General features: G+C 64.3%; 22 protein-coding genes. 9 read left to right on the plus strand and 13 right to left on the minus strand.

Annotated features, from left to right (window positions below; all coding sequences use genetic code 11):
- Nucleotides 1–3 precede the first annotated feature (3 nt).
- From WD430_RS12880 to WD430_RS12915, 8 genes are all read right to left on the minus strand, one after another.
- On the minus strand, nt 4–357 hold the full coding sequence (locus WD430_RS12880) for a sodium:proton antiporter (RefSeq protein WP_339102844.1): 354 nt from the start codon (nt 355–357) through the stop codon (nt 4–6).
- A complete protein-coding gene (locus tag WD430_RS12885; protein ID WP_339102845.1) occupies nt 354–818 on the minus strand; it encodes an MnhB domain-containing protein in 465 nt (154 codons plus the stop codon). Before WD430_RS12885 ends, WD430_RS12880 begins: the two co-directional genes overlap by 4 nt.
- On the minus strand, nt 815–3,175 hold the full coding sequence (gene mbhE, locus WD430_RS12890; RefSeq protein WP_339102846.1) for a hydrogen gas-evolving membrane-bound hydrogenase subunit E: 2,361 nt from the start codon (nt 3,173–3,175) through the stop codon (nt 815–817). The genes WD430_RS12885 and mbhE overlap by 4 nt, the downstream gene beginning before the upstream one ends.
- 238 nt (nt 3,176–3,413) lie before the next feature.
- Nucleotides 3,414–3,746 (minus strand): hypothetical protein, encoded by a 333-nt coding sequence (locus WD430_RS12895; RefSeq protein ID WP_339102847.1) that lies wholly within the window; start codon nt 3,744–3,746, stop codon nt 3,414–3,416.
- Nucleotides 3,747–3,817: 71 nt separating this feature from the next.
- Complete coding sequence (gene tenA, locus WD430_RS12900) at nt 3,818–4,477, minus strand: thiaminase II (protein WP_339102848.1); 660 nt, start codon at nt 4,475–4,477, stop codon at nt 3,818–3,820.
- 435 nt (nt 4,478–4,912) lie between these two features.
- Complete coding sequence (locus tag WD430_RS12905; RefSeq protein ID WP_339102849.1) at nt 4,913–6,574, minus strand: tRNA uridine(34) 5-carboxymethylaminomethyl modification radical SAM/GNAT enzyme Elp3; 1,662 nt, start codon at nt 6,572–6,574, stop codon at nt 4,913–4,915.
- Between the two features lie 184 nt (nt 6,575–6,758).
- Nucleotides 6,759–6,956, minus strand: coding sequence for a cold-shock protein (locus tag WD430_RS12910; protein WP_008894235.1), 198 nt, complete (start codon nt 6,954–6,956; stop codon nt 6,759–6,761).
- Nucleotides 6,957–7,135: 179 nt separating this feature from the next.
- Nucleotides 7,136–9,007, minus strand: a complete 1,872-nt coding sequence (locus WD430_RS12915) for a formate/nitrite transporter family protein (RefSeq protein WP_339102850.1) — start codon at nt 9,005–9,007, stop codon at nt 7,136–7,138.
- A 143-nt stretch (nt 9,008–9,150) separates the two neighbouring features.
- Between WD430_RS12915 and WD430_RS12920 the strand changes: the two genes are divergently transcribed.
- The 4 genes from WD430_RS12920 to WD430_RS12935 all read left to right on the plus strand — a co-directional run bounded on the left by WD430_RS12920 (nt 9,151) and on the right by WD430_RS12935 (nt 12,865).
- The gene (locus tag WD430_RS12920) at nt 9,151–10,647 is read left to right on the plus strand and encodes a phytoene desaturase family protein (protein ID WP_339102851.1); all 1,497 of its coding nucleotides are present in this window, start codon (nt 9,151–9,153) and stop codon (nt 10,645–10,647) included.
- Between the two features lie 13 nt (nt 10,648–10,660).
- Nucleotides 10,661–11,533 carry a prenyltransferase gene (locus tag WD430_RS12925; protein WP_339102852.1) on the plus strand — a complete coding sequence of 291 codons (873 nt, stop codon included), beginning with the start codon at nt 10,661–10,663 and terminating at the stop codon, nt 11,531–11,533.
- The gene (gene cruF, locus WD430_RS12930; protein WP_339102853.1) at nt 11,526–12,482 is read left to right on the plus strand and encodes a bisanhydrobacterioruberin hydratase; all 957 of its coding nucleotides are present in this window, start codon (nt 11,526–11,528) and stop codon (nt 12,480–12,482) included. The genes WD430_RS12925 and cruF overlap by 8 nt, the downstream gene beginning before the upstream one ends.
- Nucleotides 12,483–12,703: 221 nt before the next feature.
- Entirely contained in the window at nt 12,704–12,865 is a 162-nt protein-coding gene (locus tag WD430_RS12935; protein ID WP_339102854.1) for a hypothetical protein, read from the plus strand.
- 33 nt (nt 12,866–12,898) lie between these two features.
- Here the strand turns inward: WD430_RS12935 and WD430_RS12940 are convergent, their stop codons facing one another.
- The 3 genes from WD430_RS12940 to WD430_RS12950 all read right to left on the minus strand — a co-directional run bounded on the left by WD430_RS12940 (nt 12,899) and on the right by WD430_RS12950 (nt 15,869).
- A complete protein-coding gene (locus WD430_RS12940; protein ID WP_339102855.1) occupies nt 12,899–13,051 on the minus strand; it encodes a hypothetical protein in 153 nt (50 codons plus the stop codon).
- Between the two features lie 82 nt (nt 13,052–13,133).
- A complete protein-coding gene (locus WD430_RS12945) occupies nt 13,134–14,084 on the minus strand; it encodes a phytoene/squalene synthase family protein (RefSeq protein WP_339102856.1) in 951 nt (316 codons plus the stop codon).
- A 129-nt stretch (nt 14,085–14,213) separates the two neighbouring features.
- Nucleotides 14,214–15,869 (minus strand): bacterio-opsin activator domain-containing protein, encoded by a 1,656-nt coding sequence (locus tag WD430_RS12950; protein WP_339102857.1) that lies wholly within the window; start codon nt 15,867–15,869, stop codon nt 14,214–14,216.
- 125 nt (nt 15,870–15,994) lie between these two features.
- Between WD430_RS12950 and WD430_RS12955 the strand changes: the two genes are divergently transcribed.
- Genes WD430_RS12955 through WD430_RS12970 form a run of 4 tightly spaced genes read left to right on the plus strand, consistent with a single transcriptional unit; the run spans nt 15,995 to nt 21,918 of the window.
- Nucleotides 15,995–16,993, plus strand: coding sequence for a hypothetical protein (locus WD430_RS12955; RefSeq protein WP_339102858.1), 999 nt, complete (start codon nt 15,995–15,997; stop codon nt 16,991–16,993).
- A complete protein-coding gene (locus tag WD430_RS12960; RefSeq protein WP_339102859.1) occupies nt 16,971–17,444 on the plus strand; it encodes a hypothetical protein in 474 nt (157 codons plus the stop codon). The genes WD430_RS12955 and WD430_RS12960 overlap by 23 nt, the downstream gene beginning before the upstream one ends.
- Nucleotides 17,441–18,394, plus strand: coding sequence for a hypothetical protein (locus tag WD430_RS12965; RefSeq protein WP_339102860.1), 954 nt, complete (start codon nt 17,441–17,443; stop codon nt 18,392–18,394). The genes WD430_RS12960 and WD430_RS12965 overlap by 4 nt, the downstream gene beginning before the upstream one ends.
- Nucleotides 18,391–21,918, plus strand: coding sequence for a carboxypeptidase regulatory-like domain-containing protein (locus WD430_RS12970; protein WP_339102861.1), 3,528 nt, complete (start codon nt 18,391–18,393; stop codon nt 21,916–21,918). Before WD430_RS12965 ends, WD430_RS12970 begins: the two co-directional genes overlap by 4 nt.
- A 72-nt stretch (nt 21,919–21,990) precedes the next feature.
- Here the strand turns inward: WD430_RS12970 and WD430_RS12975 are convergent, their stop codons facing one another.
- Together WD430_RS12975 and WD430_RS12980 are read right to left on the minus strand one after the other, a co-directional pair.
- Nucleotides 21,991–23,319 (minus strand): PQQ-binding-like beta-propeller repeat protein, encoded by a 1,329-nt coding sequence (locus WD430_RS12975; RefSeq protein ID WP_339102862.1) that lies wholly within the window; start codon nt 23,317–23,319, stop codon nt 21,991–21,993.
- Between the two features lie 165 nt (nt 23,320–23,484).
- Nucleotides 23,485–24,717, minus strand: a complete 1,233-nt coding sequence (locus WD430_RS12980) for a TIGR00300 family protein (protein ID WP_339102863.1) — start codon at nt 24,715–24,717, stop codon at nt 23,485–23,487.
- Nucleotides 24,718–24,877: 160 nt separating this feature from the next.
- Between WD430_RS12980 and WD430_RS12985 the strand changes: the two genes are divergently transcribed.
- Complete coding sequence (locus WD430_RS12985) at nt 24,878–25,450, plus strand: HTH domain-containing protein (RefSeq protein WP_339102864.1); 573 nt, start codon at nt 24,878–24,880, stop codon at nt 25,448–25,450.
- The last annotated feature ends 166 nt before the right edge of the window (nt 25,451–25,616 follow it).

Here is a 25,616-nt window from a genome sequence, read left to right on the forward strand (position 1 = left end):
TCGTCATTCGCGATCACCCAGCTCGGAGACGTCGAGCGTGTCGTGTTCCTCGTAGACTCGATACGACAGCACGAGCGCGAAGGCGGTCATCCCGAACCCGATGACGATCGCGGTCAGCACGAGCGCCTGGACCAGCGGATCGGCCGTCTCGGGGACGTGGTCGCCGTGGCCCGCGAGGATCGGGACCGAGTCGGCGGTCCCCGCCGCGATGCCGCCCATCGACAGCAGGTAGACGTTCGCGGCCTGACTGATGATTGCCAGCCCCCAGACGACCCGGATCAGATCCCGTCGGAGCAACAGGAACGTCCCGAGCGCGAAGAGCGCGCCGACCACGGCCGCGAGGACGACGGCAGTCATTCGGCTCCCACCACCGAGAGGATCGTCAGGAGGCCACCGACCACGACGCAGTAGACCCCGAAGTCGAAGGCCAGCGCGCTGGCGATCTCGACGTGGCCGTAGATCGGGACGTGCTCGAAGATGACGAACGTCTGGGTCAGGAACGGCAGGCCGAACAGCAGCGGCACCAGGCCGCTCAGGACCGCGATCGCCAGCCCGTACTCGAAGAGCCGGCGGTAGGCCACGACGACGCGGTCCCTCGAGGGCTCCTTGCCGGGGTCGACGTCGCGACCGAGCACCCCGCGCTCTAAGAAGTCGAGTCCGAACGCGAGGTAGATGACCGCGAAGGCCGTCGTCGTGAGGACGCCGCCGATGAAGCCGCCGCCGGGGAGGTTGTGGCCCTCGACGAACAGCGAGATCGAGACGACGAGGATGATCGGGACGACCACGCGAGCGGTCGTGCGCATGACGACGGTCGTCACTCGTCGTCACCTCCCGACCGCATCACGATCAGCGTCAGGATCGAGATCGCGGCCATCGCGACCACGACGAGTTCGCCCATCGTGTCGAACCCGCGGAAGTCCACGAGGGTCACGTTGACGATGTTGGTTCCGCCGCCCTCCGGGACGGCCTGTTCGGCGTAGACGCGGGCGATATCCGTCCTCCCCTCGGGCCGGGCGTCGGTCGTGACGAGCACCGTGATGAAGGCGGTCGCGCCGACGGCCAGCGAGACGACGGCGTCGCGGGCGTACTTGCCGAGGCTGATCTCGTAGTACTCGGGGATCTCCTCGATCACCAGCAGGAAGATCAGCAGCACGAGCGTCTCGACGACCAGCTGGGTCAACGCGAGATCGGGCGCGCTCGCGAGGATGTAGAAGATGGCGATCATGAACCCGAGGATCGACAGCGTGAGGATGCCGGCGATGTGTGACTCCGAGCGTACGACCGCGAGTCCCGCGACGACCGCGACGAGCAGGACGAGCGCGACCGCGGGTGTGGCGTCGAAATCGATGAGCTCCGACGAGGCGACGGTGCCGGCCGCGGCGAAGCCCGCGAGCGCCAGTCCGCAGGTCCCCAGTAGCGTCCACGTCGCGTACGTCCGGAGCAGTCCGTTGTGGATTCGGTCGCCGATCCGGGCGCCGCCGCCGGTGAGGTTACCGACGACGGCGTCGTACCACCAGTTCGCGGCGATCGGCGGAGCCGCGGCCAGCGCCGCGTTAATTCCGCCGTGGATCCGGCCGTAGAACGGGTACGCGGCCAGTCCGAGCGCGATCGTGACCGCGCTCATTCCGACCGGAGTGGAGTAGCTAGTCGGAAGCTCGACGTGCATCTCGTGGTGCTCGAGAGCGGTCGCGTCGAGGCCCGACTGGACGATGACGTCGACGGCGAGCTGCGGTTCGACGCTGACGACGGCGGCCAGCACCGCCAGCACGCCCGGCGCGATGACCAGTGTGGTCGACGGGCGGTGGATGTGGCCGAGCTCTTCGGGTCGGTCGCCGAAGAACAGCGAGAGAAAGCGCAGCGAGTAGAGGACGGTGAAGACGCTCCCGAAGACGGCGACGGCGGGGTAGAGCCAACCCAGCGCGCCGATGTCGTGGTGGTGACTCGCCTCGACGGCCGCCTCGAACAGCAGTTCCTTCGAGTAGAAACCGTTGAACGGCGGAATACCGGCCATACTCAGCGCGACGATCACCGTGATGATCGCCGTGATCGGGAGGTCCTGCCGGAGGCCGCCGAGCTTGTCGATGTTGCGGGTGCCGGCCTCGTGGGCGACGATCCCGGCCACGAGGAAGAGCGTCGCTTTGAACAGCGCATGATTGAGGAGGTGGAAGACGCCGGTCTCGGCGCCGTAGATCGACGTGAAACCGAAACCGGCGACCATCAGCCCGAGGTGACTCGCCGTCGAGTAGGCCAGCAGTTCCTTGATATCCGTCGCGGCGACGGCCATGACCGCACAGACGGTCATCGTCGTCAGGCCGAGCGTCGCGAACAGGAACAGCCACTCCTCGCCGACGAGGATGGGCCGCATGCGGCCGATGAAGTAGACGCCGACCTTCACCATCGTCGCGGAGTGGAGGAAGGCCGAGACGGGCGTCGGCGCTGCCATCGCGTTGGGCAGCCAGAAGTGCAGGGGCACCTGCGCCGACTTGGTCCCCGCACCGATCGCGAGCAGGCCGAGGACCGGGAGGAACAGTCCCCGCTCGCGAAGCCCCTCGGCTATCGCCTCGGGGTTCTCGAGCATCGCGGCGAGGTTGAATGCGGCGTCGGTACCGACGACGTCGCCGGCGACGACCGACAGCAGGAGCAGCCCCACGAGCAGGAAGAGCCCGCCGCCGACGGTGATGAACATCGCCATCCGGGCGGCGTACTTCGAGGAGTCGTCGGCCGTGTAGTGGCCGATCAGGACGAACGAACAGAGGCTGGTGAGCTCCCAGAAGAGAAAGATCGCGATCAGGTCGGCCGCCAGCGCGACGCCGACGATCGATCCCATGAAGGCGAGCAACGCGGTGTAGAAACGGGTGAGATGGGGTTCCCCGTGCATGTACGCCGGCGAGTAGAGGAAGATGAGCGTCCCGATCCCGCAGGCTAACATCGCGAACAGCAGTCCCCAGCCGTCGAGATAGAAGCGCAGGGCGATATCGAGCGACGGGACCCACTCGAGGCCGACGGTCCCCTCGGTGCCGCGCTGGCTCGCCAGCAGGAGGAAACTCGCCAGCGCGACCGCTACGCCGGCGTAGCCGGTCCGCTCGCCGAGGAGGCGGTACAGGACGGGCGTACAGACAGCGGCGATAAATGGAAGGGCGACGGCAGCCAGCACTACCGACAACTCTGGCGGCATCTAGTTTTGATAATCTACCGAGACGGCGTACTTAAATCGTCGCCTTTCGGTTCCTATTCCGGCAGTCGGCAGTGGAATTGACGGCCGACGGGGCTGGAATCGCGAATCGGTCGGTGATAGCGAACCGATCGGCGAGCGAGAGTCGGTCGGCGAGCGGAACTGACCGGTAACAGGGTCGGTCGACGTGATCGCACGAGGCGACCGAGGTCCGTGGCGAGTCGACGGCAGTGGGAGCCGATTACCAGCGTTCGATGCGGTACGGCCCGTCGACCGTCTCGAACCGGTCGACGCCGAGCACTCGATCCGTTTCCCGAAGGGCCCGCCGCGTGGCCGCCGCGGCCGCGGTCGCGTCGTCGACGTGGAGCGTCAGTCGACAGTCGATCGCGACCGACAGTCCGTCGTCGCCCGCGTCGACCGCGCCGAGTTCCCTGACGTCGGCGTAGCGGACGATCGCGAGCGACTCGAGGACGTCCTGGGCGGCGACGGCCAGTTCGCCGCCGCGCTCGAGCGGGACGTCGACCCGGAGCCTCGCTTCCGCGATGAGTTCGGTGACGGTATCGCGCTCGATCATTGCTATCGGCGATTGGGTTGCCATCGATATGTTCGCAGCGGTCCCGGTGCTCCTCTCGGTCGCGTTCGCGGTCACAGCTCCCAGCCCTCACGGGTGTATGCCATCTCCCAGAATCGGTACTCGAGTTTGGCGCTCGTCAGGAACGCCTCGCGCATCGCGTCGCGTTCGCCCGGATACCGCTCGCCGCAGTCGTCGACGAACTCCCGACACCAGGCGGTGGCCTCGCGGAAGTCCTCGCCCGTGTACAACTCGATGAACGGCGTGTACCGGTGCTCCTCGTCGGCGAGGGCGGCCATGTGCTCCGCGACGTCGAGATACCCCTGCATGCACGGGTACAGCGCCGCGGCGATCTCGGCGATCGACCCTTGGTACGCGGTCCGCACGAGGAAGTCCGTGTAGGCGTGGCAGGTCGGCGCCTTCTCGACGGCCTCGAGTTCCTCACGAGAGATGCCGTAGTCGGCGGCGAACTCCCGGTGGAGGTCCATCTCGTGGTCCAGGACCTCGTGGGCGACGCCCAACAGGCGGGTCATCGTCGCCTCGTCGCGGGCTTTCGCGCCTGCGATCGAGAACACTCGCGCGTAATCGAGGAGATACCGGTAGTCCTGTCTTACCCAGTGTTCGAACGCCGCTTCGTCGAGGGTTCCCGCCGCGAGTTCGCGAACGAACGGGTGTGCTTTCTGTGCCGCCCAGACGTCCGCTCCCGCCTCGAGTAACCGATCGCTGAAAGCCATCTCGAGTCGTCGTTGACGGGCGGCAGATGTTTATAACTCTGTGGTACAAGCATCTGATATTCGTGGAGATCAGTTGGACTGTCCTCGTGCTCGATCGGTAGAACCGTCACGAGACGGTCGTCTCGAGGGGATGTCGAGAGGAAAAACACGCCGGCGATGGGTCGCTCGGTGGGGGACGAGCGGTTCGGGGAGCATCGCCGACGTGCCGGGTGAGAGGCAACTCGGTGTGCCGCTGTCGGTCTGGGGAGTGTTGACAACGGTGCCGACGATCGTCGGCATCTAATACTCCGTTGCGGGACATCATAAATTTTCTGTGTCAGTCGGATTATTTTATTGCGGTGCGGAACACGGCCCTCGGGGAGACGCGAGCGGTTCACCGACGGTATCGCATCCGAATCGCGAGTAACTGGGGGTAAAGGGAGTCGGGGATCGGTTTCAGAGCCGTTTGCTGACGTACGGACCGTCCTGATGGTAGCCGAGTTTCTCCCGGTAGTACTCCCGGGCGCCGATCCCGGAGATGACGCTGACCTTGTCGTAGCCGGCGTCGGCGGCGAGTTCCTCGGCCCGCTCCATGAGGCGGCGGCCGTAGCCCTTGTGCTGGTGTTGGTCCAGTTCGCCGTCGCTGCCCACCGAGACCTCGCTACCGTAGACGTGCAGTTCGCGGACGAGCGCGGCGTTCTCGAGTTCCGGCCGCACCGGATCGTTGGGGAAGCGCAGACGGCAGAAGCCGACGAGGAGGTCCCGCTCGAAGTCCTCGAAGGAGATGAAGTGTTCCGTGCCGCCGCAGGCGTCGTAGGTCATCACGTCGAGTTCGACGTTCTCGGGCGTCTCGTCGTTCATCCCGGCCTCGCGACAGCGGATGCACTCGCAGGACCAGTCGTGGTCCTCCATCCGCTTGCGGGCGAGCTGTCGGAGGTTGGACTTCCAGACGCCGGCGTCGATGAAGTCCGCCGGAATGTCCCGCTGGACGCGCTGGAGGCGCGTGTATCGCGGGATCATGTCCTTGATCTCGGCGACGAGTTCGGCGGCCTCCTCGTTGTCGAGCGGGTCGTACTCCCCTTTGTGCCACCAGTCGTAGGTCGCCGTCCCGCGGACGATCAGCGTCGGGTAGATCTTGAGGTAGTCGGGTTTCCACTCCTCCTGCTCGAAGATTCGTCGGAAGTCCTCGAGACACATCTCCTTGCTCATCCCGGGCTGGCCGGGCATCATGTGGAAGCCGACCTTGAACGCCGAGTCCCGCAGGCGCTGGTTGGCCTCCATCGACTCCTGGACGCCGTGGCCGCGGTGCATCTCCCGGTTGATCCGCTCGTAGGTGGTCTGGACGCCGACCTCGACCTTCGTCCCGCCGAGATCGAGCATGCGATCGATCTGCTCGGGGTCACACCAGTCGGGCTTGGTCTCGAACGTGGTGCCAATGTTGCGGACGTCCGCGGTCTCGTTTTCCGCGATGACGTCCTCGAGGTACTTCCACTCGTACTCCTCGGGGTCCTGTGCGAAGCTGACCCCCTCGGCGGGTTCGGGCTCCTTGTCGACGTCGTAGTCGTTCATCGCCTCGAGGGCGCGCTTGACGAACCACTCCTGGTAGTCGTGGCTCCGGGCGGTCATGGTGCCGCCCATCAGGATGAGTTCGACCTTGTCGACGGGGTGGCCGATCTCCCGCAACTGCTCCAAGCGCAGCCGAACCTGTCCGTAGGGGTCGTAATCGTTCTGGACCCCGCGGGCGGCCGCGGGCTCCTCGCCCGTGTAGCTCTGCGAGGAGGAGAACTCCGAGTCGGGGCCGCCGGGACAGTAGAGGCACTTCCCGTGGGGACACCGCTCGGGCGAGGTCATGATCGCGACCGGCGAGACGCCCGACGCGGTGCGGACGGGCTTGCGCTGGAGGACCGTCTCGAGATCCTCGCGGTACTCCTGGGGCGCGTAATCGAGCAGCTCGGAGTTCTTCGGCACCTTCGGCGCCGAATGTTCCGAACAGGCCTCGAGTTTGGCCTTCTCGACCTCGTCGCGCTCGATCTCGCCGTTGACGATCCGCTCGACGAGCGTCTCACAGACCCGCTCGAACGCTTCAGTTTCGGTCGGTTCGGGCGTCTCGGTACTCACTACACGCCTTTCGTCGCCGTTCGTGAATAAGCGTGTCGGACTCGCGAGTCTCCGCTCGAGCGCATCTCTCGCATCTCGGTCACCGATGTGCCTCGAGACGAGGTGAGCGATCGCTGGGGGGTGTGAAATACGCGAAAATCGGGACCGCCGATCAGAGCCGCCGCGTGGCGGCAGTGACGTCGGACTAGTTGTTGCGGACGACGTTCGTCGCGCGAGGGCCCTTGGGGGCCTGTTCGATATCGAATTCGATCTCCTCGCCTTCTTCCAGGTCCGGGCCGCCGACGTCTTCCATGTGGAAAAACACGTCATCGTCCGCGTCCTCAGTCGAGATGAAACCGTAGCCGCCTGTGTCGTTGAAGAAATCAACGTTACCGTTTGCCATTACAAACAACTGTAGGATCGAGACCCGGATAAGGGTTCCGAGGGTCGTGATATCACGGTCGCGGCTCGCTGTGCTTCCGCAACCGCCACGCTCGAGCCCATCGTCAACCGGTGTGCTCGAGTCCGTCGACGGAAGTCGACAGTCGATTTCGGTCGCTCGAAGAACGGCGGGTCGGTCGATTATCGACCGAACAGTCGTCTGAAGACGCTCCGTCCGCTCGGACGCTCCGCGAGCATCACCGAGCAGTCGACGTCGTTGACGACGTCCAGGTGGAGCGAACTGGTCACGAGCCGCGAGAGCAGGCCGCGCTCGGTCGCGCCGAGCAGGATCGTCGTGTGGTCTTCGGCCGCGCGACAGATCGCGCCCTCGACGTCGCCGGAGTCGTCGACGAGAATCTCGGCCTCGTGGAGGTCGTGGTCGATGGCCCACTCCTCTAAGAACTCCTCACCGGCCCGGCGCTCGTCGGGGCCGTCGACGACGTGCAGCAGCGAGACGTCGGCGCCGGCGGTGTCGCTGAGCGTCTTCGCGACCTCGGCGCTCAGGTCCGAGTCCGGACCGCCGGCCGTCGGCAGCAGGATCCGCGAGGTGTCCAGCCCGCGGTTCTTGACGACGAGGAAGTCACACGGGAGTTGGCTGGTCAACTCGCTGATGGGGCGCTCGGCGCGCGCGGCGTCCCACAGGTTGTTGTCGCCCCAGCCCATCACCACGAGGTCGGCGTGTTCGCGGACGGCGGTGTCGAAGATCTCCTCGAACGAGCGGTGCGTGACGATCGTCGAGATCTCGCTGTCGATGTCGTAGTCGTCGATGGAACCGGTGATGTCCTCGAGCAGCGCCTCGGATTCGTCGACGATCCGGGCGCGCTGTCTGTCGCTGCCGACCGCCGACGGTCGGTCGGGGGTCTGGACGACGTGGACGACGTGGAGGATCGCCGACTCGTGTCTGTTCGCCAGCGTCGCGGCGAGTTCGACGAGCCGCGACTCGGTCCGCGGGTTCGCGATCGGAACGACCACCCGGAACGTGTCGTCGTCGGCGGGTGCGGTCGTCTCGCCGGTATCGATCAGGGGGACGTACGATCGCCCGGCGAAGCTTCCGAACAGCCACTCCTGGATCGAGAGGCGCCGTTCGATCCCCTCGAAGCGGGCGGACTCGAGGCGCTCCTCGCTGGTCTGGAACCAGTTGACGACGGTGACCAGCAGGATGCCGCCGATGGTGTTGCCCAGCGCCACCGGGAGGACGAAATGGAACACACCGGTATAGAGGGAGAGTTCGCCGAGGAAGACGGCGAAGGCCATCTCCGTGAAGGAGGTGACGACGTGGAAGAGGTTCCCGATGGGGATCGCGAGGAAGGCCATGTAGACGATCAGAATTCTGGCGACCGTCTCGCGGGCGGCGTACTCCACCCAGACGACGCCGGCGACGATCAGGCCGGCGAAGGCCGCTTTGAAGAACAGGTCTAACCACGCGGTCTCCGGACCGTGGGTGCCGAGATACAGCGCAGCGTCGAACGCGTCGGCGGAGAGCACGCCGCCCCACGCGAGCACGGCGGCGCCGATCGCGCCGCCGGTGAAGTTGCCGGCGAGGACGATCGTCCAGTGACGCAGCAGTGCGGGGACGCTGGCGATCCGCTCTAACGTCAGCGCGACCGGCGGCAGCGTGTTCTCCGTGTAGAGCTGGTAGCCGCCGATGATGATGTAGATGAACCCGAGCGGGTACAGCAGCGCGCTCAGGATCGGATGGCCGCCGGTCGCCCCGTACAGCGAGGCGTACAGCAGGACCGTGATCGTGATCGCGAAGCCGGCGGCGATCCCGCTGAAGAACAGTTCGCGGCTGCCGGAGGTGACCTCCTCGTCGGCCGCCGCGACGATCCGCTGAAAGACTTCGTCGGAGGAGAACCGGTCGCGAACGACCGATCCGGCCGCCGGTGCTCCGCTTCGGGAGCGGTCGACGGCCTCGCGGACCCGCTCTGCCTCCTCGTCGCGATTAGGCGGTGGTGCCTCCTCCTGATCGGAGTGGTTCGTCTCCACCCGATCCGGACGGTCGTGATCGCTCATTGTCGGGACCGAATCACGGGATCAACTAAGCGTTTGGCTTTGAGACGCGGCGAGTCAGCAGGTGTCAAACGGGAGACCGAAACCGCGGGACCCTACATGGGTATGACCTACGTTTATCACCGTGCCGACACTCACGTTGGGGTATGCAATCGCTGGCCGGTGAGTCGGTCGTCGTGGTCGGGGCCGGGATCGGCGGCCTCGCGACGGCCTGTTACCTCGCCGACGCGGGCGCCGACGTGCGAGTCGTCGAGAAGAACGAGCAGGTCGGCGGTCGAGCGAGTCGCCTCGAGGTCGACGGCTTCCGGTTCGACATGGGGCCGTCGTGGTACCTGATGCCCGACGTCTTCGAGCGGTTCTTCGCCGACTTCGATCGGACGCCGTCGGACTACTACGAGCTGACGCATCTCGACCCACATTATCGTATTTACTTTAAAGACGGAGATCGGGTCGACGTCACGCCGGACCTCGAGCGAACGAAGGCCGTCTTCGACGAGTACGAGGCGGGTACGGGGGAAGCCCTAGAGCGCTACCTCGAGAAGTCGAAGGAGAACTACGAGGTCGGGATGGAACACTTCGTCTACGAGGATCGCACTCGCCTGCGCGACTACATCGATCCCGACGTGGCCCGACAGGCGCGCGGGCTGTCCCTGCTGGGGTCGATGCAGGGCCACGTCGAGGAGTACTTCGACCACCCGAAGCTCCAGCAGATCATGCAGTACACGCTGGTGTTCCTCGGCGGCTCGCCGACGAACACGCCGGCGCTCTATAATCTGATGAGCCACGTCGATTTCAACCTCGGCGTCTGGTATCCCGACGGCGGGATCGCCGCCGTCGTCGACGGCATCGCGCGACTCGGTCGGGAACTGGGCGTCGAGTACGACACCGATCGGCCGGTGACGGCGATCAAGGGCCGCGAGGGCGCGTTCCTCGTCGAGACGCCGGACGGTCCGATTCGATCGGATCTGGTCGTCAGCAACGCCGACTACGCCCACACCGAACAGGAGCTCTTACAGCCCGAACAGCGCGGCTACGACGCCGACTACTGGGAGAAGCGCACCTACGCTCCCTCCGCGTTCCTGCTGTACCTCGGCGTCGAGGGCGACGTCGACGAACTCGCCCACCACACGCTGGTCCTTCCGACGGACTGGCAGGACCACTTCGATCAGATCTTCGAGGATCCCCAGTGGCCAGACGACCCGGCGTACTACCTCTGTGTCCCCTCGAAGACGGACGAGGACGTCGCTCCCGACGGCCACAGCGCGCTGTTCGTCCTCGTCCCCATCGCGCCCGGCCTCGAGGACACCCCCGAAATCCGCGACGAGTACCGCGAGAGGATCCTCGCGGACATCGCCGACAACACCGGGACCGATCTGCGCGATCGGATCGTCCTCGAGGAGCGGTTCTGCATCGAGGACTTCGCCGACCGGTACAACAGCTACGATGGGACCGCGCTCGGCCTGGCTCACACGCTCCGGCAAACGGCGCTGTTCCGCCCGCCCCACCGCGCCAAGGGGGTCGACGGGCTCTACCTCGTCGGCGGCGACACGACGCCCGGGATCGGCGTCCCCATGTGTCTCATCAGCGGCGAACTGACCGCCGAAAAGGTCCTCGAGGACTACGGGCGGCCGGAGCGCCGGTGATCGTTTCGCAGCAATGACCGCGAACTCGGCGGCCGCGAGCGACGGACGCCGCCGCGATCAGTTCCGGTATCTGTTGACCCTCTCGCGGCCCCGGTTCTGGCTCTACCTCGCCGGGCCGGTGCTGGTTGGCGTCGCCTACGCCGCCGACAGCGTCGGCGAGCTACTCACACCCAGCGCAGTCGTCCTGTTCGCCTACTTCCTCCTCCCGGCGAACGTCTTCCTCTACGGGATCAACGACATCTACGACCGCGAGATCGACGCGGCGAATCCCAAGAAATCGGAGCAGGAGGCTCGGTACCGCGGCCAGCGGATCGTTCCCGTCGTCGTGACCGTCTGCGCTCTCTTGCCGCTGGCGATCCTCCCGCTCGTCCCGTCCGCGGCGTGGCCGTGGCTCGCGGTCTTCCTCGTCCTCGGGGCGGCCTACAGCGCGCCGCCGGTCCGGTTCAAGACGACGCCGCTGCTGGACTCGGTCTCGAACGGGCTCTACATCGCTCCGGGTGCGGCCGCCTACGCCGCCGTCGCGGGGAGTCAGCCGCCCGTTCTCGCCGTCCTCGGCGGTTGGCTGTGGGCGATGGGGATGCACACCTTCTCCGCGATTCCCGACATCGACCCCGACCGGGAGACCGGCATTCGGACGACCGCGACGGTGCTCGGCGAGCGCCGGACCTACGCCTACTGCGGCGCCTGTTGGCTCGCGGCCGCGGCCGCGTTCGCCGCGCTCGACCTCCGGTTGGGGGCGCTCATGCTCGTCTACCCCGGCCTCGTCGCGGCGATCGTCACCTCGAGCGTCGCGGTCGATCGCGCGTACTGGTGGTTCCCGGCGATCAACACGGTCGTCGGCGCGGCGCTGACGATGGGCGGGCTCTGGAGGCTGCTCTATGGGTGATTCGGACGCTCCGTCGGGCACGGAGACCGAGGCCGAGGCCGATGCCGATGCCGCTGCCGCCGAAACCGGCACCGATGCCACCGCCGTCGAGACCGCTGACCGCCGAGCAGCGATTCAGCGGCGACTCGAGTCGCTGATCCGCGAGAATCGATTCACGATCGCGGTCGTCTTCCCGGTCGTCGGCGCGGTGACGCTGGTCGCGAGCGCCGAGGGGCTGTTCCCGGACCCGCTCGCGTTCAACCCGCTGTTGATCCTGTTCGGGACGCTGGTGATGCGCTCGCCGCTGGTCGTCGGCCTGCTCCCGCGGGTCGACCGGCGAGCGCTGGGCTGTCTGGGACTCCTGACGGTCTACACGTACGCGATCGAACTGGTCGGCGTGCGAACCGACTGGCCGTACGGGGCCTTCGAGTACGGGATCCGACTCGGGCCGATGCTGTTCGACGAGATCCCGCTCGCGCTCCCGGTGTTTTTCGTCCCGCTGGTTCTGAACGCCTATCTGCTGACGCTGCTGGTCCTCGACGGCCGGGGCGCGAACCCGCTCGTCAGGCTCCCGACCGCGGTCGCCGCCGTGATCGCCGTCGACCTCGTCCTCGACCCGGCCGCCGTCGCCATCGGTTTCTGGGCGTACGTCCCGCCGGGCGGCTACTACGGCGTCCCCGCCTCGAACTACGTCGGATGGCTCCTCTCGGGGACCGTCGCCGTCGTCCTCGTCGATCTCGCGTTCGACCGCGCGGCGCTGCTCGAGCGCGTCCGCACCTGTGAGTTCCTCCTCGACGATCTGGTGAGTTTCGTCTTGCTCTGGGGGGCGATCAACGTCCTCTACGGGAACTGGCTGGCCGCCGGCGTCGCCGGCCTGTTCTGTCTCGGCCTGTTCCGGACCGACCGCTACGACCGCGAGCTGCTCCTGACGGCGCTCCCCGCGGGTGTCGGGGAGGATCGCAACTCGTGAGCCGCGGTGTTCGGACGACGTCCGTCGGCGCGAGAATCGCGCGACGGCCGGGACAGGCGACGACGGTCTTCCGTCCGCTGAGGTCGCCATATCACCACGCCCGACGGCAACTGAGAACGTCGTACGCCGATCGGCGTTGGCCGCTGCCGCCGGCCGCGGCGAGCCGTCGAGAGCGAACGCGCTTGCTCGAGGTTTTTCACTCGCGTGCCCGTACTGTCCGTATGGCGACCAAGGCGCCGGTCGAGTGTCCGCTCTGTCGAACCGAACTCGAGGGCGATCGGAACCTCGAGGACCATCTCGTCAGCGATCACACGAAACAGCGGTTAGCGCGGTTCGTCGTCGCTGAAACCGAGGCACTGAACGCGAAGGACGTCTCGGAGTGAGCGCCGACCGCGGCCGTTCGACGCCGATGCAAGTCAGACGAACAGGCCGGTAATGAAACTCCCGAACAGGAGCAACAGGAGGACCGCGGCCAACGTGAGCGTCAGCCAGATACCGAGACCGACCGCGGTCCGGCGAGCGTTCTCTCGGTCGATGTCGACGGGGTCGTGCGAGTCGGTGGTGGACATACGCGATTCCCTACGTCCCGATGGACAACAACGGGAAATCCATTATATCGAGGGCATTGAAAAGCGGCCGCCGAGTTCGGCGTCACTGCGTCGGGACGCGACCGCCGTGTCCGGACTCGCGTCGATCGCGATCGCGGACGGGGACGGCGGAGACGCGGCGGAAGACGGCCTCCGGATCGCGGTTCCGATGCCAGTGCCAGCGAGTCTTCACGAGACACCACAGCTTTCGCGCCGTCGAGAGCGACGGCTCTCGACCGAGCACGTCGTAGTCCTGCGCCCGAATGAGGGTGTGGTGTTCCGCGTAGAGGACGGCCGCGAGCAGGACGGGGAGTTGGCAGTCTGCGGGGAGATAGCGGATACCAGCGACGCCCTCGCGGTAGAGTTCCTCGGTCCGTTTGAGCTCCGCCGCCATCGCCGCTGCGAACGACTCGGAGTACTCGAGGCGTTCGATCTGGGCGTCCGAAACGCCGTGTTTGCGGAGCCTCTCCTGTGGCAGGTAGATCCGATCGCGCTCGACGACGTCCTCGCGGACGTCCCGCAGGAAGTTCGTCATCTGGAACGCCTCGCCGAGTTTGACGGCGTGAGGGAGCGCGGCCTCGCGCTCGTCGGGATCCATGATCGCCGTCATCATCACGCCGACGGCGGCCGCCGAACCGCGCATGTACGTCTCGAGGTCGTCGTAGGTCTCGTAGCGGTCGGTATCGATGTCCGACTGCATCGCGTCGACGAACGACTCGATCTCGTCGTCCGCGATGCCGTACTCCCGCCGGAGTTCGTCGAACGCCTCGAGAACGGGTCCGTCGGGATCGGCTTTCCCGAGGGCCTGGGCTCGGAGCGACTCGAGCTCGGCGCGCTGCTGGTCGGGCGGAACGCCGTCGGCGTCGTCGACGATCTCGTCGGCGATCCGGAAGAACCCGTAGAGGACGTGGGTCGCGTGGCGAACCCGTTCCGGGAGGAACTTCGTCGCCAGATAGAACGTCTTTCCCGTTCGCTGCTGGATCGCCTTTCCCGCGTCGATGTGTGCTTGCTGCATGCTCTCTCTTCTGACCCTCCCCGTCGTGGGATGTAACGGATACGACAGGAGCATATAAAATAGCTACCCCTACCTAGTGGGGTCGTCGTCTGCTCGCAGGCGAAGTCCGCTCGCATGGTCCGCGGAACTTCATTCCGCGCTATCGAACAGTTCGTCCAGCAGTTTCCGCTGTGCGGTCCGGAGGTGCTGGTGGAACGTCGACCGGGAGATCCCCATCGACTGGGCGAGTTCCTCGCCGGAGACGTTTCGCGGCCATTCGAAGTAGTCGGCGTAGTAAGCCTTCCGCAGCGCCGTCTGCTGGCGATCGGTCAGCGACGACTCCAGTCGCGCCATCACGTCTTCCGGCGTTCGTCTGGGGCGATCGGTCTCGCGGTAGCTGATCAACTCGACCGCGTCGTATCGCCGCTCGAGCAGGTCGTAGACCGAGCGTGCAACCTGCCCGTTCGGGAGGTCGGCGGTGAGATCGACGATCGCGTCGTCGGCAGCGGTCTGGCGATCGGTCTGCGTGACGCCGGCCCTGGTCTCGAACCGTCGAACCGTCGCCCCGTGATCGGAGAGCGTCCGCAGAATGCCGTCGTCGACGGCGGTCTCGAGGAGCGTCCCGCCGTCGTACGTCGAGAGGACTCTGACGTCGGAAACGCCGTCGATCGCCGCCGCGTCCGGGGCACCGTCGACGGCTCGGTCGGCGTGGAAAAACGCGATCGGCGTCCCGTCCTCGTCGTCGGTCAGTCCCCGATAGGTGACCGTCGCCTCGAGTTCGGTCGCCAGCGCCGCGACGAACAGTTCGGGGTCCGCGATCGCGAGCTCGAGTTCGACGACGGCGTCGGTCGTCAACATCCGCCGCACCTCGATCGCGTTCATCGCGGTCGAGATCGTTCCGGCCAGCGAGTCGAGAACGAGCAGTTCGCGCTCCACGAAGACGTCCGGGGCGTCGGCGAACACCACGAGGACGCCGTACGTGACGTCGCCGTAGGTAAGCGGCAGTGCGGCGACCGACTGGAACTGCTCCCCGGCGCCCGTCGGCCACCAGCGTCTCGCGTCGTCGAACGATTCGAGGTCTTGAACCACTTGTGCGTCACCGTCCGCAAGCGCCCGGACGGCGGGGTGGCTCTCGTCCGACCCGAGGACGAGATCACCGTCCTCGAGGGGGACGTCGTCGGCGCCGGCCCACTCGCGCGGCGAGAGGCGACGGTTCGTGACGTCGACGCGACCGATCCAGGCGAGCACGTACGGTTCGGTATCGGTGAGACGCGAACAGACCGCGCGTTCGATCTCCTCGCGGGTCGTCGCGCCGACGGCGGCGTCGGTGATGTCCCGGAGCAGGCCGTCGACGCGCTCGAGGACGTGCTCGAGCGTCCGGTGTTCCTCCCGGAGTTCCGCGGCGGTCTCCTCGGCGGCGATTTCGGCCAGTTTGCGCTCGGTGATCTCGAGGTGGACCACCGAGACGCGGAGCTCTCCGCCGATGTGAAATCGCTTCGCCCACATCAGGAACCACTGCTTTCGCTCGGGGGAGTGACAGGGGTACTCCATCGTGAAGGTCTCCCGCTCGCCGTCGATGAGCGCCTCGAGGCCTTCGACCGCCCGTCTGGCGTACTCGTCGGTATCCGCGTCTGTCCTCGCCGTCTCGATGTAGTTGACGCCGACGTGGTCCGTCCGATGATCGTCGGGACCGAACGCCTGCCAGGATTCGTTGGTCAGCAGGATCTCCCCGTCCTCGTCGAGGACCGCGACGGTGATGGGGAGCGTCTCGAGGGCGGCGTCGGCGAGTGTCTTCCCGGCGTCCATCGGATACCGATTCGGGCTTGAGCCCCAAATGAACTCGGGCCCGAGGAGACACCGCGATCGCGCGAAAAGTAATTGATTTCGGATCCGTCTCCGGGTTTAAATACGATCACGAGCCAGCAGCGGCTATGGACTGGGAAGCACCCGTCGACGCCTGGTACGTGTGGCTGGGCGCCAGTATCGTCAGCCTCGCCATCGCCGGCGTCGTCCTCGCCTTGCCGACGGGACCGCCGCCCGACGCCGAGGGCGCGACGAACGCGATCGAAGAGACGACCGCGAGCAGCTACGAAGCGGCGTCGACTCTTGACCACAACGCTGATACGATTAGAATCGACGGGAAGACGGTCGCGCTGCGCAACGAACACGGGACCAGTCGCTCGAGTCTCAGGTACGGACAGGTCGTCGTCGTCAACGGCGACGAGCGACTCGAGCGACTCGTCCACGGCGAATCGTTCGAGACGGTGTTCGAATCGGAACTCGAGGACGAAGGCACGAACGCGGCGGCCGCGTTCATGGATCGCGTCGCCGACGCCGACGAGAACAACTCCGGCGAGTGGCTGACCGCATCGGACGAGCTAACCGTTCGTCAGGTCGCCGTCGAACCCGACGAACGGGCGAAATTGCACGCCAGTGGAGTCGATCACGATCGATCGGTGAAAGCTGGACTGTATTACCGTCCGGAACAGTTGTCGATCGATCCTCGTGACGTCGACGAAGGGACGACGGTTACGTACACTGTCACAGGAGAAGTTCCCGTCGAAGCAACCGACCGAGTGCCTGCTGTGTATTCGACCGGCGGGTACGAGGCGGAGCGAACGGTTACTCACGGCGACTCCGGAACCGTACGAATAGACCTCGGTTCTCATATAACGGACGGGAGCGAACTGAATCGATCGCGGTTTTCCGATATCGACGGATCGAGCGAGGATTTCTGGGCCGGTGTCTATCCGCTCACCGTAACTGCCGAGCTCGACTCGCAAACGTGTGAAACGACCCTTCTCAACCGGTTCGATTCCGGGTATATTTGTTCGCCTGTTACCGCCACCGACGAGCGCGCGGCCGAACTGGACTGGGTCGAACGAAACGACGAGACGGAACAGTATCATGTCACGCTCGTGGTCGTCTAGAGGACAGACGGAGCCGGTGGCGGCGCTCATCGCTGTCACGGCGATGGTGATCGCGCTCGCGCTATACAGCGGGTTCCTCACCGAGGTCCTCACGGACCGTACCGACCGCTCGCCCGAGGAGGCCGCGATCGATCGCATCTGGGAGGACGTCTCCCACGGCGGCACCTTTGCAGCCCATCGGCCGACCGGCCTGGACGACGTCGAACCGGACTCGCTTCCGCAGGGACAGAACGCCTATGTCGAGGTCACTGCGGTGACCGACGACGGCGATCGAACGGTCGTCGCGACGGAACAGTTCGGAACGGACGGAACGCCGGTCGGCGACCCGGAGGGGCCGCCCGCCGACGACTCCGGGATCGAGATCGGCGTCGCGGAACGGCCCGTTCCCGTCGAAGTCGCCCCCGGTGACGTCCGCGGCGGCACCCTTCGCGTGGAGGTGTGGGCGCCGTGAGATCGGACCGCGCCGTCAGCACCGTGCTCGACGTCGCGTTCGCACTGCTACTGGTCAGCGCGAGCGTCCTGCTGGTCGGACTCTATCTCGCCGCCACCGACGACCCGCTCGAGGAAACGCGGGCGGACCGAACCGCCGAAACGCTCAGCGGGTCGACGGTCGCCGTCAGCTACGATCTCGAGGCGATCACGGAGAGCGACCGCTACGAGGAACCGGAGACCGTCGACGGCTACGAACGGACGACCTACGGCTCCGCGACCGGTCTGCTCGCTGACGCAGCGGTCACGAACGCGACGATCGGCGACGGCCGATTGATCCGGTACGCCGATTCGTTCGCCGATAGCGTCGCCGCCAGCGTCAACGGCCGGTTCACCGGTTCGAACCGCAACGTCCACGTCGTCGCCAGCTGGCGCCCCTACGAGGACGCCTCGATCGCGGGAGAGGTGACCGCCGGACAGCGGCCCCCGCCGACCGCGGATACGACCGCCGCGACGACGACCGCCTCGAGCGGAACGCCCGCTCTCGAGAGTTCGGAACTGGCGGCGGCGTACGCCGACGAGGGAGATATCGACGCGCTCGCCGAACCGATCGCCCGCTCGATCGTCCGCGGCTACTTCCCGCCCGAGCGAACGCAACTGGCTCTCGAGCGGCGGGGCCTCGATCGGGCCGTCGCGACGACGCACTACCTCGAACTGGCCGATCGTCTCGATCCGGATCACGACCTCGGGCGAGACGACGGTCCGCTGCGGCGATCTGACGCCCGGGCCGACGACGCCAACGAGGTGCTGATCGCGGGCCTCACCGAACTGATCGCCGACGACCTCGAGTCGGGACCGATCGGGTCGGAACTCGACGCGATCGGTGACGACGAGGCCGAACTGGAAGCGTTCTTCGAGGACACCATCGCCCCTGGCGACGTCTATATTACGACATATACGTGGGAAGCATGACAGGAAAACAGTCACGAACGGCAACGGTATCGATCGACGATCGCGCTCGCGTTCCCTTCGCGATAATCGGGGTGTTGATGCTGGTGACCAGCGTCATGATCGTCGGCGTCCTCCAGACGCGCGGCGGACCCGAGACGGAGATCGACGAAACGCTCGCGATGGACCGGACGGAAGCGGCCGTCCAGAGCGAACTCCGCGGTGCCGTCATCGATGCGACGCAGCAGGCCGCGGCCCAACCGGTAACGACGTCCGAACTCGACGCACTCCAAGGCAACCAGACCGAGACGTTCGAGACGTATCTCGAGTTGTTGATCTACCTCGAGGTCCAGGAGTCGCTCCCGTCTGCCGGGCAGACGACCGGCGACGTCGAGACGACGATTTCCATCGGCGGAGACGTTCCCGATGACCCCGACCGCGCGGTCAGCGTCGCCGACGACCGGATCGACGTCACGGAACGCACGGACGGCGACGGCCTGCTCGAGGTGACGCTCGATCGAGTGACGATCACGCTCGAGGAGGGCGACCGCGTCATCAGCGAGCGGACGGTGGACGACCTCACAGTTACCGTCGGGACGCCGATCCTCGAACTCCAGGAGAAGACCGAGGACTACGAGAACATGTTGAACGAGGGCTTTCTCGAGGGTGAGACCACCGAGTTCGAAAACCTGGCCCAGAAGACGGCCATGCGGCTCTACCCGATGGCGTATTTCAAGTCGTTCATCAATCGGATGGACGAAGGAATTGGTGACGAAGATTTGGGCCAAGGATGGACATTCGACGAAATCCTCGAGAACAACCATACGGAAGTGATGGCGAACGACGCCATCTTCGGCGTTCAGGAGGAAGTCTTCGGCGAGGACGCCGTTGACCCGTACGCGGACAGAGTGATGCGTCCGGCGTGGGGGTGTTTTGCGGCGGATATGATCGAGACGATGGCCGGTGACGACGGTAACGACGGTGACGAGCAGAACGACGACGGGTATCAGGCGACAGTGTCTGTCACGGATGGATCAGGTGATGGAATCCACGATGCGACCGTGTTCGTCGACGGAGCAAAGCGAGGAACGACAGCGCCCGGTAACGAGGTCTCGTTTGAACTCGCAGAGAACGGGACGCACTCGGTCGTCGTGATCGCGGATGACTACGAGCGATTCGAGCGGAGTATCCGCTTTTCCGAGCGGGATTCCCGGGAAACGGTCGTACTTCGGCGAGCCGCCGATCGAACGATCGACGTCTACGGCCCGTCAGGAAAGCCGATCGACGGAGCCGACGTCAACGTCTGGTCGGACGACGAACTCGTGTACGCGAAGACCGACGCCAGTGGAACGATCGATCTCGGTGCGCTCGATATCGACGATCGAGGGGAACTCACAGTCGAAATATTTGCGGACGGATACACGGACGCCTCGAAAACGGTTGAAATCGATCGATCCTACAACGCTGTCCTGACGACGGAAGACGCGTCAGCTGGCGAACTCGAGGACAGTGCGGGACTGCGCAGCTATTTCGGGGATAATTCGAGCCTCAAAGACACGGTTTGTAAGGACTTCCGTGAGTACCTCTTCGGCGATAGAGACGGTGACCTCCCCGACGCTCCTTCGACGACGGAAGTTATCGGCGGAATGTTCGGTGAGATGAGTCCGCTGACGCGGAATGAAGCGGTCGAACCGAACGATCTGGCCGATATCGCCTACTACGAGATGATCGGCATCGGGGACCTCTCGACGGTGTTGGACGACCTTCCCAGTGCGATGAATCCTGATGATATCGAGGAGCCGATCAGTTATACTGAGGCGTTCGATCCGAAAATCGGAAACGGTGATTTCATCGACGAGATCTACGATGTGGACGTCGATCGATCGACTGAGGTGTCGTTCGAGTCGCTTCCCGCGAACAGGAGCAACTCGTTTGCTGACTACGAGTACAATCGTTCGGAGTACGATTCCGGCGGGGTCACCGACATCGACGTCTCGTTGTCACAGGACTGGCGGTCTAGCAAGGGAGAGTTCGATGATCGAGATCTCCACAGTCTCACAATCGATGCCGATGTCGAAATTCAGGAGACATCGGTCTTCGAGAACGTGACGGAGAACGGAACCGATACGAAAACCATCACTCGATCTCCCGAAACGCTCTCGGTCTCGCTCGAGGTCGACATCGATGCGGATCTCGTCGACGATCTCAGGATCGATCGGAGCGATATCGAGGACGCTTTCGAGGCCGGGACGGGATACCCGGAACGGGGCGATATTACCGGCCTCTCTGATCCAGCCAACTTCGAGCACGTCGTGATCGATTCGCTCGAAACGGTACTCAAAGTGGATTCCCTCGATCCGGACGGTGATCTCGAGTCCCAACTCGAAGCCGATCTCAACGAGTCGATCTCCGTCTCGAGTATTCCGTCCACGAATGACAGTGGCGATGGGGCGGTATCCGTCGCATCGGATATTCGATTCGGAGTCAACGGGGCGGGCTCTGCAAGTTACGACTTCGAGGATCTCGAAGCCAGCTCCGATCTCGACAGAGCCGAACTCAAAGAGTGGCTCGAAGATGACCTCTATCTGGTCAACGCGTACGTCAAGAAAGAGACGAAGGCGATCGAGCAGCCGCGGGTCGAGTTTCTGCGCAGCCCATCGCCGTTCAGGAAGCTAAACGACGAGATCAAAGACGTCGAAGACGAACTCGTGGAAACGGAGTCGTACGACAACGTTCCGGACCTCGTTCGAATGGCGGTGCGAAAGGCGTACTTCGATACGCTCACCGGTCGTATCGATGAGATGGCCGACTTCCACGAGGAAACGGTCGGTGAGGTCGACGATGCCATGTCTACGAGCGATGGCGCGCTCGACGACTCCCTCGATGTCGTCCAGGAGGTTTTCGCTGGTGACGTCCAGACGGGAAGCGGAAACCTCGAGGGGTCGGACCTCATGGGCGACATGGAGTTCGACGTTTCCGGTTCGCCGACGTACATGGACCTCGAGACGGTCAACGACGACGAGGTACCGTCGGTTCGACCGCCGAATGCCACAGTTATGGACACCGATGTCGACGGTGAACACGCTGCACTTGGGGTCAAATACGGGCAGCGACTGCCGACACCGGGACTTCCGCTGGTTCCATGGCCACCGATGCTGTACGTCCTGCAGGTAAACAGCTACAACGTCGATATTCAGGGCGAGTACTCCCGCTTCGAAGTGAGTGCAACGGCGGGCGATCCAGTTGACGGCGAGGGAACGACGTACGTCCGTGATCAGATGGACGTCAAAGTCGACCTCGGCGGTAACGCTCCACAGAAGATCGGTGAGGTCGAACCGATCGAGTTCGATACCTCACTCGAGATTCTGATCGCCATGCCAGGAATGATGCCGATGAAATCGGGTGCGCCGCCGAACACCGGTGATCCGCCATTTGACGGACCACCGAGTTTTAGTAACCTGATCAAAAATCTCGGTGACAAGGATCTGATACTTGGATATACGGGCGAAAGTAGAAAATACGATGGTACTGGTCCTCTCAAAAGCTAGGTAGCATTCGTTTTCAGTTGGATCTACCATTTGTCGATAGATAGAGGGGAACTACCATCTAACTGAAAACCGTCAAACCGTTTCAAGGGCACCAATAACGCTATAGTTACCAGCAATACAATAGATAACAGAATCCTCAAGAACTGCATATCCCTGAATCATTCCTCGTGCCATATCTTGATGGGCACGAACATCAAAGGACCATCGTTGCTCTCCAGTTTCAGGGTCAACTGCGTTCAACTCCACATATCCATAGCCTCGCCAGACATAGAGTGTGTCTTCTGAAACAAATATTCGGCGTCCAGTCGGTCCAGAAGCAAGCATATCCGAATTCCACGTTGAGGGCTCTTTGCTTGTCGCTAATTCTCTTGTAAGTACTGCAGGTTGATCGAATACGCCTGCAGAGTAGATAATCCCATTTGCGATGGTCGGGGCACGACCAGCGACGACGGACTCATCATCGTCTTCGTTATAGACGACTATGGACTCTCCCTCTCCTGTCTCTCCGTCGATTGCCAGAACTGTATCGAGTTCGTGCGTATAAACCGTTCCATCACGTACGAGTAGCTCATTTCCGGAACTGACGTTCTCCGAGGGCGAATACGTCCACAGAATCTCACTTGTCTCGATGTCAGCAGCTATGATTTCGTAATCGTACCCATTGTTCGCCTCCTGGGATGCATACAGAATTCCATTATCTCCGATTGCGATATCTTGCGTAGAACTAGTATCTTTTTCCCAAATTGTCGCTTTCTCGTCAATATCGATGGCGTACAGTTTTCCACCGCTGTGAACGTATACAATACCGTCGTAAACTCGAATATCGCCGGAGGACAACGAATTGAGTTCGACCGTCCAGAGTACCTCTCCTCGGTCAGGATCGAGTGCATAGAAGGTCTCAGTGAGAAAATACACGGCATCATCGGTCACCGCTGGCGTCGTCGGCTCCCACTGGGGGTTCGGCGGTGTATCCGATGGAAGTTCCGCCTCGTAACTCCATTCGAGGTCACCACTTTCGAGATCAATCGCGTGTAGCGTTGACGTTTCGTCGGCGACGTACACGAAGCCGTGTCCGACAACGGGGCCCGAAACTGCTCCGTCGTCTATTTCGACCGTCCACCCTTCCTCGAGCGGCCCATCGGGACCGCTCCACTCGTCGGTAGCCATCCCATTGCTCGCGGAGAACCGCGCCATCGGCCACGATCCACCGCTCGAGGCGGTCTGAACACTTCCAGTCCCGTTTTCGTCAGCGGTTTCGCCGTTGCCGCTGGATTCAGTGGTTCCGTTCTCGTCGTCTGAATCGTTGCTACCCGTACAGCCGGACAGGCCGGTAATCCCGACCGATGCGCCGCCACAGGCTGCGAGCCATCGTCGACGCGTCGATGTCGATCGTCGATCCATCGTGTAATACTAATATATAATTCAACTAACTAAGTCTATCGAAATAGCTGTTAGTATTGACCGATAGTAACCCGATTCGATGAGAGTCTCACCAGTGGGCGTCATCGGCGGGTTATCGCCCGAGTTCGGATCGGCGGTCCGCGAGAACGAGCGACCGGTCGCGAATCACTCCACCAGTTCCTCGGCGAGCATCGGGATGAAGGTCCCGATGTCGGTGACCATGCCGATGGCCTGCGCGCTGCCCCGATCCAACAGCTGGGTGACGGTGGCGGGGTTGATGTCGACGCAGACGGTCTTGGTCGTCGAGGGCAGACAGTTGCCGACGGCGACCGAGTGCAGCAGCGTCGCGAGCATGAGCACGATATCGGCCTCCTGGGCCTGTTCGCGGATCGCGTTCTGTGCCTTGATCGAGTCGGTGATCGTGTCCGGCAGCGGGCCGTCGTCGCGGATCGACCCCGCGAGGACGTAGGGGACGTCGTTGCGCACGCACTCGTACATGACGCCGTCGTCGACGACGCCTTCGGCGACGGCTTCCTCGATCCCGCCGAGACGGGCGATCTCGCTGATCGTGTAGATGTGGTGTTTGTGGCCCTTTCGCGGGTGCTCGAGGCTCTCGGTGTCGACGCCCAGCGAGGTGCCGTAGAGGTCGCGCTCCAGGTCGTGGACGGCGAAGCCGTTGCCGGCCGAAAGCGCGTCGATATAGCCCGCGCGGACGAGCTCCGCGAGCGCGTCGCGACCCCCGGAGTGGACGATCGCCGGGCCGCAGACGACGAGGACGTTGCCGTCGTTCGCCCGGACCTCGCGCATCTCGTCGGCGATCTCCTCGATTAGCGACGCCGAGGGACGCTCGCTCGAGACGCCGCCCTGCATGAAGCCGAAGGAGCCGCTGCCGTTGCGGGGGCGTTCCGGCGGTTCGACGCGGATTCCGGTCTCGCCGGTGACGACGAGATCGCCCTCCTCGACGGCGTTCAGAACCTTCGTGTAGACGCGCGGATCCTCGCCGTTCTCGCCCGATTCCACCACGAGGGTACAATCCATCTCGACGTCCTCGACCTCGACCCACTCTCCGTCGACCCGGACGAACGTCGGGTGGTTGGTCGTCGAGTAGAAGTCGACGGGGACGACGCCGTCCTCGGGAGCCTCCTCGAGCGTCGCGTCGCGCGGATCGGCGACGGTCGCTCCCTGCTGGTTGAGTTCGTGGAGGATCGCCCGCAGATCCGCTTCGGTCTCGGCCATCACCCGCATCCGGCAGTACGTCTCCGCGTGTTTGTGGCGGCCGACTTCGAACTCCTCGACCTCGAACTCGCCGCCCATGTCCATCACGACCCCGAAACAGTGGCCCATCGTTCCCGAGTCGATGATGTGTCCCTCGAGTTCGACGGTTCGCGAAACGGTCATCGGTGCAGCGTTGGCAGTCGGGGACCGTGAATGTGTGCGTTCTGCCATCGGCCGGTCGACCGCGGCAGTCGGCAGTCTCCACAGCCGCCTCCGGCATTATTTCAGGGAAAGTGATGACTCAGACAATACTTTTGTGTATATCTGTGGACGAATCAGATACGTGTCGAACCCCACTACAACACCGACGACAATCGAACTTTGGATCCGATCGTTCGCCCCCGCGAGCGCCGGCCCGACGCAGGAACGCGCCCTCGAGCGACTCGCCGAACTCGAGTCGCACGCGCCGATCGAGTCGGTCGAGGTGAGCGTCTGGGGCAAGGAAGTCGAGGTCGATCGACCCGAGCGAGCGATGCGAATTCCCCAGCTCTGTCGGATCGAACGCCGCCTCGAGGCCTTCGAGAACTGGGCGGCCCGCACGGGACGCCGGCTCGAGCCGTTCTTTCGGAATACGCACGTCGAGTCGTCGATCACGGGCGAATCCCACGACGTCTGGCGGCTCCCGACCGTCGCGGTCGCGGAGTTCGACGGCGACGAACTCCTCCACGTCGCACCCTGCCGCGACGACGATCGGACGATCGACGTCGCCGACCGCCTCGAGGCGCTCCTCGACGACGCGGGGGCATCGCTGACCGTCGACGAGGGGTCGAGTGACGGGTTGACCGACCGATCGTCGGAGCGAGCGACCGACTACGGGCAGAGCCGCGTCGATCCGGAACTGTCCCGTTCCGACTGATTCCGCCGGCTGTCGAACCGGGTCGACTGGTCGCCGAACTGATCAGCTAAGCGCTGAACCGTGTCGAACACCGTCGCGATCGGCGCACGCTCGATACACGTTCGAATCAGGTGGGGGTCGAACGATACTGCTAGTCGTGTTCCGATCGGTGACTGTCAGCGCGACC

It is taken from the genome of Haloterrigena sp. KLK7 (assembly GCF_037914945.1).
Classification (GTDB): Archaea; Halobacteriota; Halobacteria; order Halobacteriales; family Natrialbaceae; genus Haloterrigena; species Haloterrigena salinisoli.